This is a genomic window from Vibrio sp. Scap24 (genome assembly GCF_013394185.1).
GTDB lineage: Bacteria > Pseudomonadota > Gammaproteobacteria > Enterobacterales > Vibrionaceae > Vibrio > Vibrio pomeroyi.
In genome coordinates this window covers 1983418-1998478 of record NZ_CP041332.1, presented here as the reverse complement: position 1 = coordinate 1998478, position 15061 = coordinate 1983418, and the positions used below count along the sequence as shown (strand labels likewise).

The following is a 15061-nucleotide window of genomic DNA, read 5'->3' as shown; positions in this document are numbered from 1 at the left end:
AGAGATGTATCAGTCGCTGCCAAACAGATCTCGTGTGTAAACCTTGTCTGCTACGTCTGCGATCTCTTCTACCATTCGATTAGAAACAATCACATCTGATACCGCTTTGAACTCAGCAAGGTCAGCATACACTCTTGAGTTAAAGAAGTGCTCTTCTTCCAGCACAGGTTCGAACACCACCACTTCGATACCTTTCGCTTTCAAGCGCTTCATAATCCCTTGAATAGAAGAGGCTCGGAAGTTGTCCGACCCCGCCTTCATGATCAATCGATAGATACCCACAACTTTAGGAGCGCGCTTGATGATTGAATCCGCAATAAAATCTTTGCGTGTACGGTTAGCGTCAACAATGGCACCGACAATGTTGTTTGGCACATCTTGGTAGTTAGCTAATAGTTGTTTGGTATCTTTCGGTAGGCAATAGCCGCCATAGCCAAACGAAGGATTATTGTAGTGATTGCCAATTCGAGGATCTAAGCCCACACCCTCAATGATCTGGCGAGAATCCAAGCCATGTGCTTCCGCGTAAGAATCAAGTTCATTGAAATAGGACACACGCATCGCAAGGTAAGTATTAGAGAAAAGTTTTACTGCTTCGGCTTCAGTTGAATTGGTGAACAAAACATCGATATTCTCTTTTTCAGCGCCTTCAACAAGTAGGTCGGCAAACACTTTAGCGCGTTCAGAGCACTCACCAACGATAATTCGCGACGGATGTAAGTTATCATACAGAGCTTTACCTTCACGCAAAAACTCAGGGGAAAACATGACATTTTCACAACTCAGTTCTTGTTTGATACGCTCAGTATAACCAACAGGTACCGTTGATTTTATAACCATCACTGCTTTAGGATTTACTGCTATCACATCTTTGATAACAGACTCAACAGAGCTGGTATCAAAGTAGTTATTTTTTGGATCATAATCGGTAGGCGTTGCGATGATGACAAACTCTGCACCTTCATACACTGATTTATCGGTCGTGGCTCTGAAGTTCAGCGCTTTATTTGCCAGAAAGTGTTCTATTTCAGCATCAACAATAGGCGACTGCTTATTATTAAGCATTTTCACTTTTTCATCGATGATATCCACCGCGATCACTTCATGATGCTGAGCTAACAACATCGCATTTGAGAGACCTACATACCCTGTACCGGCTACTGCAATCTTCATGATAATACCTATAGTTTTGAGCAATTAACTCAACAAAATTTATAACTTAGCTTGCCGTATCATACTCCGGTTGGGGAATTATTCCACTAGCCCGCCTTATCCATTCCTTGCTATACTCGTGATAGTTTTGTATTCAAAAGAGTTAGAGAATTATGATTATCGTAACCGGTGGTGCTGGCATGATTGGCAGCAATATTGTTAAGGCGCTTAACGAAGCGGGCCACAACGATATTCTAGTCGTCGACAACTTAAAAGACGGTAAGAAGTTTAAAAACCTTGTCGATTTAGACATCACAGACTACATGGATCGTGATGATTTTCTAACTCAAGTAATGGCTGGCGATGACTTTGGCCATATCGAAGCGATCTTCCACGAAGGTGCATGCTCTGCGACCACTGAGTGGGATGGCAAGTACATGATGCTCAACAACTACGAGTACTCAAAAGAACTGCTTCATTACTGTGTTGAACGTGAAATTCCGTTCCTATATGCCTCTTCCGCTGCAACGTACGGTGAAACTGATACTTTCATTGAAGAGCGCGAATACGAAAGTGCATTAAACGTATATGGCTACTCAAAACAACAGTTTGATAACTACGTTCGTCGCTTAACTGCTGATGCAGCAGCGCACAACGAGACACTTTCACAAATTGTAGGCTTCAGATACTTCAATGTTTATGGCCCGCGCGAACAACACAAAGGTAGCATGGCATCAGTTGCCTTCCACCTAAACAATCAAATGAACGCCGGTGAAAATCCAAAACTGTTTGCAGGCAGCGAGACCTTTAAGCGTGATTTTGTGTATGTGGGTGATGTCGCGGCTGTAAACTTGTGGTTCTTAGAGAGTGGGGTATCTGGCATCTTCAACCTAGGTACAGGCAACGCAGAGTCTTTTGAAGAAGTAGCAAAAGCCGTAATCAAGCACCACGGTAAAGGCGAAATCGAAACGATTCCTTTCCCTGAGCATTTAAAAGGTGCTTATCAAGAATTCACCCAAGCTGATTTAACTAAACTGCGTAATACAGGTTGTGATATTAAGTTTAAATCTGTTGCCGACGGTGTTTCTGAATACATGAAGCTTGTTAACGAACAATAAGTTATCAAAAATTTTAGTTAGTGGCGGGCTCTATTGCTAGGGCCATCATTATTAAAATATGATCTCTCCTTGAGTTGTAAGTTCATAGCTCGCTCCCTTAATAAAAATGTAGTTTATTGATGACCACACAACGCAATGACTTTGACCCAAAAGCATACAACCCTGAGTTTGAATGGGGCTTTCTAGCACCTAAATACTGGGGCACCTGGATCGCCGTGCTGCTATCTTCGTTAGTTAGCTTTTTACCTAATAGTATTCGTTTAGCCTTGGCGAAGTTTATGGCTAAACAGGCAGTAAAAATAAAGAATAAAGCCAACCGTCGAGCTCGTGTAAACCTTGAGATGTGTTTTCCTGAGCAATCAATCGAAGAGCGCGAAGCACTCCTTTATAAGTCGTACGTTACATCCATCTCATTTTTGATGGGCTTTGCATCCCTAACCCTCAAAAGCAAAGATTGGTTAGAGAATAACACCTCGATTAACGGCCTGAGCAACCTAACTGAGCTTACGGATCGTGGCGAGAATGTTATCTTGTTAGTACCACACACATGGGCAATCGATATCCCAGCAGTATTACTCGCGTCACGTAATCTCCCAGTATCTGCGATGGCAAAGGCTCAGAAAAACAAACTCAGTGACTGGTTGATGCATCGACAGCGCGTACAATACGGCGGTCGAGTCTATGACCGTAGTGGCGGTATAAAACCTTTTATCAAATCAGTTCGTGACGGGTACCTTGGTTACTATCTCCCTGATGAAGATCTTGGCCGTGAACACAGTGTCTTTGTTGATTTCTTTGCCACTCAAAAAGCAACTATTTCAGGCCTTGGTCGACTATCTAAACTGAGTAAGGCTAAAATTGTTCCTCTCTTTGCTCAATACGATAGTAACACTGGCCAATACACTCTGGACTTCTACCCTGCTCTACCCTTCCCTACGGGAAGCGAAGAGCAAGATGCTCGTATGATGAATCAATGCATTGAAGATTATGTAAGCAAAAATCCTGAGCAATATATGTGGATCTTAAGACTACTTAAGACCCGTCCTGAGAGCAATATAAATCCTTATAATAGTTAGCATAGAAAGCGATGATAATTAAAAAAAATCATATATATACTGTTTTATTAGTATTACCATATTTTTTCTCTGTTACTGGTATGATGATATTAGGTGATGGTGATAAAAAATTAATCCCATTTATTTTGGTTAGTATTATAGTCAGTATTATTTTGTTCAAAAAAACCATTGTAGTACAAAATTTACGTCATCCTTTCATATGGCTGTTGTGTACCTTATGTCTATATTCAATATTCAGCTATTATTATCATGGTGCAAGTTCTAGAGAACTTAGAGCATTAATTGGTATAACATTATTTCTATTATTTCTCCCTAATGAGTTACTGCAAAAGAAAACAATTCGTTATGTCCTTTTAACTGGTGGCTTGTTTATATGTGCCAATAGTCTTTATTTTAACGTATATGTCGGTATTGAACGTGATGCTGGGTACATTAACCCAATTCCTTATGCTACCGCTTCTGCTTTACTCTTCATCGCTGCTTTCTCTCTAGCAATAGAAAAATCAACATTTAAGAACAAGTTAATTAACACTTTCACAACACTACTCTACCTGCCCCCTATTCTTTTGAGCGAAGCTCGAGGGGTTTGGCTAGCTTTATTGTTAAGCATTTCTCTCATAATATTTTTCAGGTGCGTGACAAACAAGCCATCTAAATATCAAGTTTTATTTTTCACAACTATAACTGCTATTTTACTTTCAGCTAGTTTTATTTTATTTAAGGACAAAATAAGCCAGAGATACAACCATACCGTTTATGAAATTAATAATATAAAATCTGGAAATTATGACACGTCTATTGGATGGAGGATTCAGTTATGGAAGTTAGCACCAGAGTTTTATACGCAAAGCCCTATAATAGGCCAAGGTCATGGCGAAAGCTATAATAAAATATTAAAAGAGAAACTAGATAATAATACTATATCTCATTTTATTTATTATTATGCGTCTAGCCATTATCATAATCAAATTATTGACAAGTTAGTTAAATCAGGAATAGTAGGACTATTGTTACTTAGCGGATTACTCGTTTTTCCACTACTAGCTTTAAAGCATTTATTGATTTATGAAAAATTTATTGTTATTGGAGCAACATCTCTTTTCTTCTTTGCCGGTTTGACCGATGTTCCTTTTAATCACCCACAACCTTTAATACTGTATTTATTACTCTTAATCCCTATTTGCTCAAGATGCAAGAGAGTTACCAATGACTAAAATATTTGTCATAAATTTAGAATCTTCCAAAGAGAGAAAAGAGAACATTAGTCGTCAACTAGATGAACTATCTCTTCCTTTTGAGCTTTTTTCTGCTGTGGATGGCAGAATATCCCCCTCTCACCCACTACTAAGCCTTTACAATAATGATTTAAGTCAAACATACCGAGCAAAAACCCTAAGCGCTGGTCAGTTAGGGTGCTATGCAAGCCATTATTTATTATGGCAGAAATGTGTCGAACTCAACCAATCAATAATCGTAATTGAAGATGATGCTCTTATATTTAAAGAGACATTCATTAACTTCATACAAGATATTAGTGATATACCTGAAACTGTAGAATGTGTGAGATTATTCAAAAATAAGCGCCGTAAATATGATTCTTATGAAGTGTTCGGAGCTAAATATACTAGTATTCATAAGTTCACTAAAGGACATATGAGTGCAACAGCTTATTTCTTAAGACCTTCAGGGGCTAAAAAACTCCTTGAACACTCAAAAGAGTGGTATATGGCTGTAGATATTTATATGGATCGATTCTGGCAAAACGAAGTCGAGTGCTACGGCACTGCGGTCCCCTGCTTAACAAATGACCCAAAGTTTGATTCTGATATCGGCTATGAAAAGCGCACCAGCAACAGAAGTTTATTCAAGAAATGTAAGCGTGAATGGTTCAATTTAAATGAAACTATTCAACGCCACTTACATAATTTGAAATTCAAACTGAGTAGAAATAAATCATGAATTCAACACATAAAGATATATATATCTGCTCTACGGTAAGGCACTTATTACTTAGTTTGTATAAAGCACAAGATGAGGTAAATCTCTCAACCATAATTTATTTCTATGATTACCAAGATATAGACCCCAAAGACATAGACACAACTCAACTCCCTAAAAAAATAGAGTTAGTCTTAATGAACAGAGAGTCATTAGTTAATCATATAAAGAAAATTGGATATATTGGTAAATATATTTTATTTTGTTCACTTCGTGGTTGGCCAATACCAGATCCATTAAAAAACATATTGACGTCGTCAATATATGAGAGCAATAACAACGTAGACCTAAAGAAGGGGATAAATAAACTATTCTTATTCAATGATAACAATAAGATGTCTAGGCTATTTCGCCTTCTAGTTAGCTCTTACTCAATGATAGAAGATGGAATTGGGAATTACGTTAAGCACCAGATTGATGATAAACCCAAGCAATTACTTCGCTTGCTATCAAATCAACCACCTAACCATTACGTATTTGGTGAAAGAAAGCAATGTGACCACATTTATGTAATACACCCAGAAAAGTTACCAAAATCTGTACAACACAAAGGAAGAAGACTTATTTTATCAAAAGATAAAGCAAAAATATCAAAAATTCAACAATGCTTTAAATTTGATAGTACTAATAATTTCGACAATAAAACATTGATCATCGCCACACAACCTATATTTAACAAATTAAAAGGTAAGCTTAAAGACAATGGTTTCTTTTATGACATCTATAGTAAGTTAATATTAGAAAGTAAACATAAAGGTTTAACCCCAATTTTAAAGTTACATCCAAAGGAAAGCGAGTCAGATTATTTATCTTTCAAAGATAAAGGCGTTAGCTTTTTATCTAACAAGCTACCTTTAGAAATATACCTACTATCTAGCAAAGATAAGGTTAACATAATATCAATTAACTCTTCAGCCGGGATGGGGATCGAGGAATATTGTGAAATATATAAATTAATCCCGGACAGCAAAGTTCATGACTTAGAAAATATATTAATTGAATTAGAAAAAAAACAAGATAGCCTTCAAGATTTAATATCTCTACGGCTATCTAATATCAAATAACTAACTAGATAAATAAATTCAAGGATAAAGGAGTTCCTGAATTTATCTTAGTTAGAGCTTTTTTCCCCAGAACCTCTTCATAGTATTTTGGTGGTAAGCCAAAACCAGGCCTGATACTCCGAATGTTTTCGGGGGTCAACAATTCACCTTCCGCTATGTCTTTTACCACATATAAAGAGCGACGAAACTTAACATTTCCCTTTTCAGCTTCTGTTCTTTCGTAGTTAACTTGTCCCATTGCTTGCCAAGCCGTTTTCGTGTCTTTACATAATGCCGCTAATTCATGAGGCTCAAGAGAAAAGCTATCATCGGCACCGCCACCATTTCGATCCATCGTGACATGCTTTTCTATCAAACACGCACCTAGAGTAACCGAAGCAACTGCGGTGGCATTGTCGATTGTATGATCAGAAAGGCCTGACAATACCTCAAATCGTTGTGCTATATCGGCAATAGTTTTTAAATTGTACTGTTCAGCCGGCGCTGGATACCCACTTACACAATGCAGTACAACTAGCTCAGTACATCCATTATCCCTCGCTGTTTTTACTGCTTCTTCAATCTCTTCCTCATTGGCCATACCCGTTGAAATGATCATCGGCTTACCGGTTTGAGCAACACGCTTGATCAAAGGTAAATCAACCACTTCGAAAGATGCTATTTTGTATGCAGGAGCGTCTAGCTCCTCTAATAAATCTACAGCGGTAAAATCAAATGGTGAACTAAATATCGTAATACCTAAATCTTTTGCTTTTTCAAACAAAGGTTTATGCCATTCCCAAGGCATATGCGCTTCTTTATACAACTCATACAGAGTTTGGCCATCCCATAAGCCGCCATGAATTTGAAACTCTTCCGAGTCACTATCCATTGTGATAGTTTCATGGGTATAGGTTTGAAGTTTAATCGCATCAGCACCTGCTTTTTTTGCTTCTTCCATAATCTGAAAAGCACGGTTTATATCGCCATTATGGTTAGCAGAAAGTTCAGCAATAATATATGGAGGACAATTAGGACCAATTTCTCGATTATCGATGTATATGTTTTTATTCATTCTCTTCGTATACTCTCAATTTATCTTTCATAAGGTTTCTAATACCTTTCCACTCATGTGAAAAGATACCCAAATGTACTACATCGTGATAGTCAGTCCCATTGAAGAAAGCATCTCGATGAGTACCTTCAACTTTAAAGCCAAATTTGGAATGTAACTTCACCACTGGTTGATTAAAGCCTAAAACCTCACAGCGTAATTTATGCAAATCTAATTCAGTAAATGCATGCTCTAGCGCTCGATATTCCATCAAAGATCCTGTACCTCTTACCGCATTGGGCGATGCATAGAATGCCCAAGAAGCGATTCTAGAAATTCGATTTATATCAGTAAATCCAACAACACCTGCCGGCTCTCCATTTAACTCCGCTAAAAAATATTCTTTTGAACTATCCTTGCACATACTAGAAAACCACGACTTGTGTTCATCCATAGTGATTTCATGAGAGGTGTACATGTTTTTCCTAACATCTGGAGAGTTTCTCCAAGTGAGAACTTCTTCTAAATCACTTTCTTCAAGTAGCCTAAATTTAATCACTCTTTGTTTCACGACAAAAGCTCTCCATTGTTTGAGCGACCTTATTCGCACCAAAGCCATCAACTTCAAAATCGCTAAAAGGTTTAATGTAATCCCACCTTTTACATAAACGCGCTAGCTCAAGTGCATAAGTATCGGTACTCGTCGTTATACCTTCACCTAAGTATTCAACAAACCCTAAATCTGACAAGTAATTTGAAAGTATGACTTGGTTCTCCGCTACGGAAACTATCGAGGCAGGAACTCTAAGACAAAACCGCTCCCAGTTACTGACTCCTGATGCGCCAATTGCATATTTGCTATTACTTAAAGATAAATCAAAACTCTCTAAATTTTTATATATAGAAACATTGCTATTTTGATTAAGCTTTATCAAAGCATCAAAACGAGGGTTGATTCTCCCCGTGATCAAAATAGTATTAAACGGGAGCGTCTTAAACTCATTTGCTGCAAGAATAAACTTCTCGCACTCATTTGTAGGATCTGTTCCACCAAAAAAGACTAAGAGTTGATTAGATATTGAATCTCGGGGCGAATCCCGCAATGTTGAAAAGCTCTTTCTTAAAAGAGCATATTCAGGACCAAGGAGTTTAGTAGCAGAACAATCCGAATATCTTTTTGAAATGTTCGGCCATAGGTTTTGGTCGAGAATAATATCACTACAGTGTTCACGGTTAAGGTCATCAATCGATAAAATAGCGCATGACAGCTTACCAATAATGATACTTTCCCATTCATGGTCCAACGCATAGTGATCCACAATCACCCACTCGGAATAATCAACTTTAGATAGAAAGTCATTTGCATCTTCTTCAACGCTACGTTGAAGCCAAGCTTTATAATCAGCGCTATGGGAGGGAGTCATTTGTAGGCAAGAGGGAGTCAGCTCTAATACGTCAAAGCCTCTATCACGGATATATGTAATCATGTCCCCAGGCTGAGGCAGGCAAGCAAAGCATACAGAAAAACCTTTGCTTTTTAATATATCAGCAAGCACCAAACAGCGCATGACGTGTCCACTACCGATAAATAGTGACGCATCCACTCGGAAGGTAACCTTCATTGTTTATCCTAACCTCAATGCTGAGAAAAGAGATTCAGCCAGTTCCCAGTCTTCTTGGTTATCAATATCTTGAACGCGTTTTCTCGGTAAGAGCACAGCCTTAGAGTGGCTAGAAAACACCGATAATTTATTCAAGAAAGCATCTTTACGACCCCAATAAAATTGGCCAGCATCGTGATACGCTTCTTCCAAGTCTTGTGATCTTACTTGTTCGTTTTCAGGAGAAAACATCGAAACAGAACCTTGCTCATCAAGCTTAATTGCACGCTGAATCGGAAACGGAAACGACGTAGCACTAAATGTAAATTGCACACTAGTACCCCTAAGTAGCTCATAGCCTTTCTGAAGATCTTCAGGTAAAACAAACGGGGCGGTAGCGTACAAACAACAAACATCACCAATATCCCAGCCATTAATATCGCACCAAGTTATTGCATGGTGCATTACATCCATGGTGGTAGCATAATCACCTGAGATATTTGAAGGCCGTAAAAATGGTACTTCAGCACCATATTTTTTCCCTACCTCAGCTATCTCAGCATCATCAGTAGAGACAATAACCTTATCAAAACAATCCGAAGCAAGTGCTGCTTCGATTGAGTAAGCGATCATAGGCTTGCCATGAAAGTGCTTTATATTTTTACGAGGAATACGCTTGCTGCCACCACGAGCAGGAATAATAGCAACGTTCATTATTTACCTGTCAAAGTTTCGGTTACTACACGAACAACGGTATTTTGTTGTTCTTCCGTCATACCGTGGAACATTGGCAGTGAGATTGCTTCCTGATAATAGCGTTCTGACTCAGGGAAATCCCCTTCAGTAAAGCCCATAGCTTGGTAATATGGCTGAGTATGAACAGGAATGTAATGCAAATTAACACCGATACCATTTTCACGCAGTGCATCAAAAACTTGTTTATGAGTTAATGATATCTCATCCAACTTCAAACGAATTACGAATAAATGTAGACCTGAGTACGTGTTTTCGAGTTGGTAAGGAAGTACTAAAGGTAATTCAGATAACATTTGATTATAACGCTTAGACAACACATGCCGCGCTGCAACAAATTCATCAAGACGCTGCATTTGCGTGACACCCAATGCCGCTTGAAGTTCTGTCATGCGGTAGTTGAAACCTAAATCAACCTGTTGGTAGTACCAACCACCATGAGAAGCTTCCGTCATCATTTCAGAGTCACGAGTGATGCCATGACTACGTAATAGAGCCATTTTATCAGCCAGTTCTTTCTGATTGGTTAACGCCGCCCCACCTTCCGCTGTTGTCACAATTTTCACTGGGTGAAAACTGAAAACAGTAATATCAGAATATTCACCGTTACCAACTGGTTTGTCCTGATATTTACCACCAATAGCATGAGACGCATCTTCAATGACTTTAAAGCCGTACTCTTTCGCTAATTTAGCAATAGATTCCATATCACAAGGCTGACCACACAAATGAACAGGAACAACAACTTTTGGTAGCTTTCCATTAGCTTTAGCTGCGATAAGCTTTTGCTCTAGCTTTTTAGGGCACATGTTATAAGTTGCTGAATCAATATCAACGAAGTCCACTTTGGCCCCGCAATAAAGACCACAGTTTGCAGATGCGACAAAAGTAACAGGCGTTGTCCACAACCAGTCACCTTCACCCAAACCTAAAGCCAAGCAAGCGATATGCAGAGCGGAGGTTGCACTATTCACTGCTAACGCATACTGAGCACCAGTATGTTCTGTTAACGCTTTTTCAAACGCAGGAACTTGTGGTCCCTGAGTTAGAAAATCAGATTTAAGGACATCAACCACACTATCAATGTCTTGCTGACTGATATCTTGCTTACCGTATGGAATCACTGTTCTACTCACACTGTAAATTTAGGATCAACATGCTCTTTGATTAGGCCACGTAGACCTTCAATCGTTTCCCACTCAGTATTGGTACCTGAGTTGTATTTAAAACCAAAAGGCACTTTCTCAGCCTTATGATGACTCATGTACTCATCTTCTGTGTATGTAAAAGAGACAGAAGGAAGGATCGCGTAATAACGACCTAAATCAATTGTATTAAGAGAATCAGTATCAGTAATCATTTCTTCATGAAGTTTTTCACCTGGGCGAATACCAACAACCTTGGTTGTCATGCCTGGCGCAACAGCTTCAGCAATATCTAGAATTTTGTATGAAGGGATCTTAGGAATAAAGATCTCACCACCCAAATGGTTTTCAAGTGCATACATGACCATATTCACACCATCTTGAAGAGAAATATTAAAACGCGTCATCTCTTCATGTGTAATTGGCAGTACACCTTCTTCTTTTTTCTGCATAAAGAATGGAATAACCGAACCACGAGAGCCCATAACATTACCGTAACGTACGACACTGAAACGAATGTCTTTAGATCCTTTAATATTGTTCGCAGCGGCAAAAAGCTTATCTGAAGCGAGTTTTGTAGCACCATATAAGTTAATTGGTGCACATGCTTTATCGGTCGAGAGAGCAACAACGTCTTTCACACCACACGCAAGAGCCGCACTAATCACATTCTCTGCGCCATCAATATTGGTGCGAATACATTCAGTCGGGTTGTACTCAGCAGTGTCTACTTGTTTGATCGCAGCTGCGTGGATAATAACATCAACATCTTCACACGCTTGAATCATACGGTTACGATCACGAACATCGCCAATAAAGAAGCGTAATTGTGGAAAATCCTTGTGAGGATATTGCTGCTTGATTTCAAACTGCTTCAGTTCATCACGAGAAAAGATAATGATCTTCTTTACGTCTTGGTATCGTTCAAGAATTGTTTTGATAAATTGCTTACCAAACGACCCTGTGCCACCTGTAATTAACACTGTCTTGTTATTTAGCATACTGAACTACTCTAATATATTTCTATTTCTCTAAGTTTTAAACTTAGGTACTTGAATTCAAAATTGATATCTAGCTACTTTAACTGGCTAGCAACTTCTCAAAAAATTCCAGGTGCTTCTTCACTGTCACTCGGGAACTAAAGCTTTCATCTAGGCGCTTCTTAGCCGCTTCACTCATGGCTGTGCACTTGGCCTTGTCTTGTGCGAGCTTGTCCATAGCCTCACCCAGCGCTTTTGCGTCTCCCGTAGGGACGATATAGCCAGTCTCGCCATCGACAACGAGTTCAGGAGCGCCACCAGTAGTTGTCACTACTGAGGTTGTGCCATTTGCCATCGCTTCGACAATCGTGCGTGGTAGCCCTTCTCCGCTGATCGATGGCTGAACTTGAAAGTCAGCCATACACATAATTGAAGGGATATCGGTCCGGTGACCTATGTAATGAATTCGCTCACTCATAGGGCTAGCTTTCATCTCATCAAAGTGAGGCTCATAACCACTACCAGCTAAAATCAGGTGGAAGTTGGGGGCCGAAATGTATTTGGTCGCTTCAAGCAAAACGGAAATACCTTTACTTGGCCTTACGTGCGCTGCAGTAATCGCAACAACATGCTCTTCACTCAAACCAAATTCAGAACGCTCAGTTGGTGGTACCTTGTACCAATCCAATTCATGCCCTTTATATATGGTAACAACGTTATCTTTGTTCTTCCAAACACGCTTCACTACATCCTGTCGCACTGCTTCAGACACGCACACAATACCGTCTACACGAGGATGGAGTTGAGTTAGGTAAGCGCTTGGGTCATGTCGATACAGCCCACCAGTTGTACCTCGATAAACGACCAACTTAACGTCAAAACCAATACACGCAAACGCTGCATTGGGGATTGTCTTAGAGTTAAAAGCATAGCAGATGTCATAATTATGCGTTTTTAACTCATGACGGATCTTTTTAATGGTATCAAAACAAATTTTACGTTTCGGATAGCCATCGACCACTCGGATACCGTGCTCTTCTAGCTTCGATACGTGCTCAGATTCTCCCTGAGTCATGATCGTCACTTGATGCCCCTGACGAGCTAGCTCGATAAAAATCGCAGCTTCTGGACGCAAACTGTTCCATGCATGTAAGTATGATGCACAAACTAAAATCTTCATCTATCGGTTCCTATTTAGCTTGGTCTGTTGAACGGTCTTCTGAGCGATTTTCAAGAATCCACAAACCGACATATTTATTGAAATTCACTTGAGCGTAAGTCATCGCCATAATGAAGCCGACACTGCCATCCATAAAGCCACGGCGGATAATATAGACTAAGAAGAACGTCCATATAGCTCGTAGTAGAGCGAGGAATAAGCCATGTGATTTTTTACCTTTACGATGGTATTTTTGCGAGCCAAGCCAAGCATATTGCGCCGCTTTATCTAAACCATGACCATAATCACGATGAGTGTAATGAAGAAGAAAACCCTTCAATATCCCTGTAGAGCCTTGCTCTGGAACGACCGTCTCATGAACTTCATCAAGCGTATAACGAGAACCTTCTCTCTTAAACAGTCTTAATACTGCACGAGCACTGCGGCCATGTTTTAGAGTCGTGCCATAAAGAGTCACTCCCCAAGGCAGTTTGTACGCAGTGTGTTTGATTTGATCTTGTTTTAATAGTTCAACAAGAGCATTACTCATCTCTTCATCTAGAGCTTCGTCTGCATCAATTGATAGCACCCAATCACATGTCGCTTTATCTAGCGCTCGCTGCTTTTGCTTACCAAAGCCAGGCCAATCTGTGATGGTCACGTTATCTGTATATTTTTGGCATATTTCAACGGTTGCATCTGTTGAGCCACTGTCTAAAACAATCAGTTCATCGGCAATATCAACAACAGATTTAAGGCAAGTTTCAATTCGGTCTTCTTCATTCTTGGTAATAACAATGACAGACAGGGTATGTTTTCTCATTATTCAGCCCTAGAATTTCCAATAGTTTAATGATTTACGGATCTTAAAGTTACGAATCCAATTTTTGGGTTTCTTATCTTGCCAACCACTTTCTAGCACTTCGGTAATCGCACTCAGAACTCTCGCTGAGGATTGGCCATCTAAATATGGGGTTATCGATGGGCCATAATTAGCGATAGCGTTATCTCTTGCTTCATCAGGTCGCATTGCTTGTTGAATTGCTGACTCTAACTGCTCTGCTTGAGTAATATTGATGAAGCTCGCTTGAGGGTCTCGGTTGTTTACCGTAACAACAGGCTTATTGAGTAACAAAAACTCTTGAAATATCGATGAGTTGTCACACACCATAACATCAGCACGATGTTGCATTTCAATCACTCGGTCATTGTCGAAGAACAGAAGGTTATCGCCTTCCAACGCCTGGTATTTTTCTCGTGTCTCTTGCTTCATTTTAGGGTGCAATGTCACTAGCCACTGCCACTGGCTCAGTTTGCTTAGGCGCTTAAGTTCTTCATAAACCAATTCAGCACAGGATAAACTTGGCGAAAAAGTGGAAGCGAATAGAATTTGAGGTCTATCAAAATGACTCTCACTAGCTTGGTAGTTAAACAAACTATCTAGCTTCAACCATCCGGTCTCTTTGACTTGAAAATAGCCACGCTGCTTAGCTAACGGTTCCAACGAGTTGGTTCTTTCATGACCTTCTGTGCAATACAAGTCAAATAGACCACGCTCAGGATATAAGTTCCCTCGTTTACTCTCATTCAAACCGTGAAACACTTGTACCTTCAAACCTGGGATAAAAGCAGGAACGCGATCACCGGGTACTAAAACAGCAGAAGGGTTATAGGCGACAGCTTCTGTCAAAGACACGCGCTGCTCTTGCTCTAATAAGAGGTGTTCAGAAGCATCCTCACCAACGAGCAACCACTTTACGTCATGGCCAAGTTGCTTCGCGTAGTTATAAAATGAGCGAAGGATAGCAAATGAGTAGTTTTGCTCGACATAGAGCAAAAAACGATAGGATTGATCGGTTTGAATAAGCGATGAGATAGAGTTCACCATTTCCGTTTGAAAGTGTCACTAAGCATTTAATTATAACGCTCTTTACTTTCGAGATTGAAGAAAATACTCTTCTGATTACTGATTTTACCCTCTG

15 protein-coding genes are annotated in these 15061 nt (G+C 39.6%); 5 read left to right on the top strand and 10 right to left on the bottom strand.

What is annotated here, in order from left to right; genetic code table 11:
• Positions 1-9: 9 nt before the first annotated feature.
• Entirely contained in the window at positions 10-1173 is a 1164-nt protein-coding gene (locus FLM53_RS08820; protein WP_176680735.1) for a nucleotide sugar dehydrogenase, read from the bottom strand.
• 152 nt (positions 1174-1325) lie between these two features.
• On the opposite strand from FLM53_RS08820, the gene rfaD reads away from it, so the two are divergent.
• The 5 genes from rfaD to FLM53_RS08795 all read left to right on the top strand — a co-directional run bounded on the left by rfaD (position 1326) and on the right by FLM53_RS08795 (position 6408).
• Positions 1326-2270 carry an ADP-glyceromanno-heptose 6-epimerase gene (gene rfaD / locus FLM53_RS08815; protein WP_176680734.1) on the top strand — a complete coding sequence of 315 codons (945 nt, stop codon included), beginning with the start codon at positions 1326-1328 and terminating at the stop codon, positions 2268-2270.
• 119 nt (positions 2271-2389) lie between these two features.
• Complete coding sequence (gene lpxM / locus FLM53_RS08810) at positions 2390-3346, top strand: lauroyl-Kdo(2)-lipid IV(A) myristoyltransferase (protein ID WP_176680733.1); 957 nt, start codon at positions 2390-2392, stop codon at positions 3344-3346.
• An 11-nt stretch (positions 3347-3357) separates the two neighbouring features.
• On the top strand, positions 3358-4560 hold the full coding sequence (locus tag FLM53_RS08805; RefSeq protein ID WP_176680732.1) for an O-antigen ligase: 1203 nt from the start codon (positions 3358-3360) through the stop codon (positions 4558-4560).
• Positions 4553-5305, top strand: coding sequence for a glycosyltransferase family 25 protein (locus tag FLM53_RS08800; RefSeq protein WP_176680731.1), 753 nt, complete (start codon positions 4553-4555; stop codon positions 5303-5305). Before FLM53_RS08805 ends, FLM53_RS08800 begins: the two co-directional genes overlap by 8 nt.
• Entirely contained in the window at positions 5302-6408 is a 1107-nt protein-coding gene (locus tag FLM53_RS08795) for a polysialyltransferase family glycosyltransferase (RefSeq protein ID WP_176680730.1), read from the top strand. The genes FLM53_RS08800 and FLM53_RS08795 overlap by 4 nt, the downstream gene beginning before the upstream one ends.
• Positions 6409-6412: 4 nt before the next feature.
• On the opposite strand, the gene pseI is transcribed toward FLM53_RS08795, so the two are convergent.
• The 9 genes from pseI to FLM53_RS08750 form a co-directional block, all read right to left on the bottom strand.
• A complete protein-coding gene (gene pseI, locus FLM53_RS08790) occupies positions 6413-7462 on the bottom strand; it encodes a pseudaminic acid synthase (RefSeq protein WP_176680729.1) in 1050 nt (349 codons plus the stop codon).
• Complete coding sequence (gene pseH, locus FLM53_RS08785; protein WP_176680728.1) at positions 7455-8012, bottom strand: UDP-4-amino-4,6-dideoxy-N-acetyl-beta-L-altrosamine N-acetyltransferase; 558 nt, start codon at positions 8010-8012, stop codon at positions 7455-7457. The genes pseI and pseH overlap by 8 nt, the downstream gene beginning before the upstream one ends.
• The gene (gene pseG, locus FLM53_RS08780; protein WP_176680727.1) at positions 7993-9063 is read right to left on the bottom strand and encodes a UDP-2,4-diacetamido-2,4,6-trideoxy-beta-L-altropyranose hydrolase; all 1071 of its coding nucleotides are present in this window, start codon (positions 9061-9063) and stop codon (positions 7993-7995) included. Before pseG ends, pseH begins: the two co-directional genes overlap by 20 nt.
• A gap of 3 nt (positions 9064-9066) precedes the next feature.
• Entirely contained in the window at positions 9067-9756 is a 690-nt protein-coding gene (gene pseF / locus FLM53_RS08775) for a pseudaminic acid cytidylyltransferase (RefSeq protein WP_176680726.1), read from the bottom strand.
• The gene (pseC, locus tag FLM53_RS08770; RefSeq protein WP_176680725.1) at positions 9756-10931 is read right to left on the bottom strand and encodes a UDP-4-amino-4,6-dideoxy-N-acetyl-beta-L-altrosamine transaminase; all 1176 of its coding nucleotides are present in this window, start codon (positions 10929-10931) and stop codon (positions 9756-9758) included. Before pseC ends, pseF begins: the two co-directional genes overlap by 1 nt.
• Entirely contained in the window at positions 10928-11941 is a 1014-nt protein-coding gene (pseB, locus tag FLM53_RS08765; protein WP_176680724.1) for a UDP-N-acetylglucosamine 4,6-dehydratase (inverting), read from the bottom strand. The genes pseC and pseB overlap by 4 nt, the downstream gene beginning before the upstream one ends.
• Positions 11942-12020: 79 nt before the next feature.
• The gene (locus FLM53_RS08760; protein ID WP_176680723.1) at positions 12021-13100 is read right to left on the bottom strand and encodes a glycosyltransferase family 4 protein; all 1080 of its coding nucleotides are present in this window, start codon (positions 13098-13100) and stop codon (positions 12021-12023) included.
• Between the two features lie 10 nt (positions 13101-13110).
• Positions 13111-13902 (bottom strand): glycosyltransferase family 2 protein, encoded by a 792-nt coding sequence (locus tag FLM53_RS08755; protein ID WP_176680722.1) that lies wholly within the window; start codon positions 13900-13902, stop codon positions 13111-13113.
• A gap of 9 nt (positions 13903-13911) precedes the next feature.
• Positions 13912-14943: a UDP-N-acetylglucosamine 2-epimerase gene (locus tag FLM53_RS08750; RefSeq protein WP_176680936.1), complete on the bottom strand. Its 1032-nt coding sequence runs from the start codon at positions 14941-14943 to the stop codon at positions 13912-13914.
• Between the last annotated feature and the right edge of the window lie 118 nt (positions 14944-15061).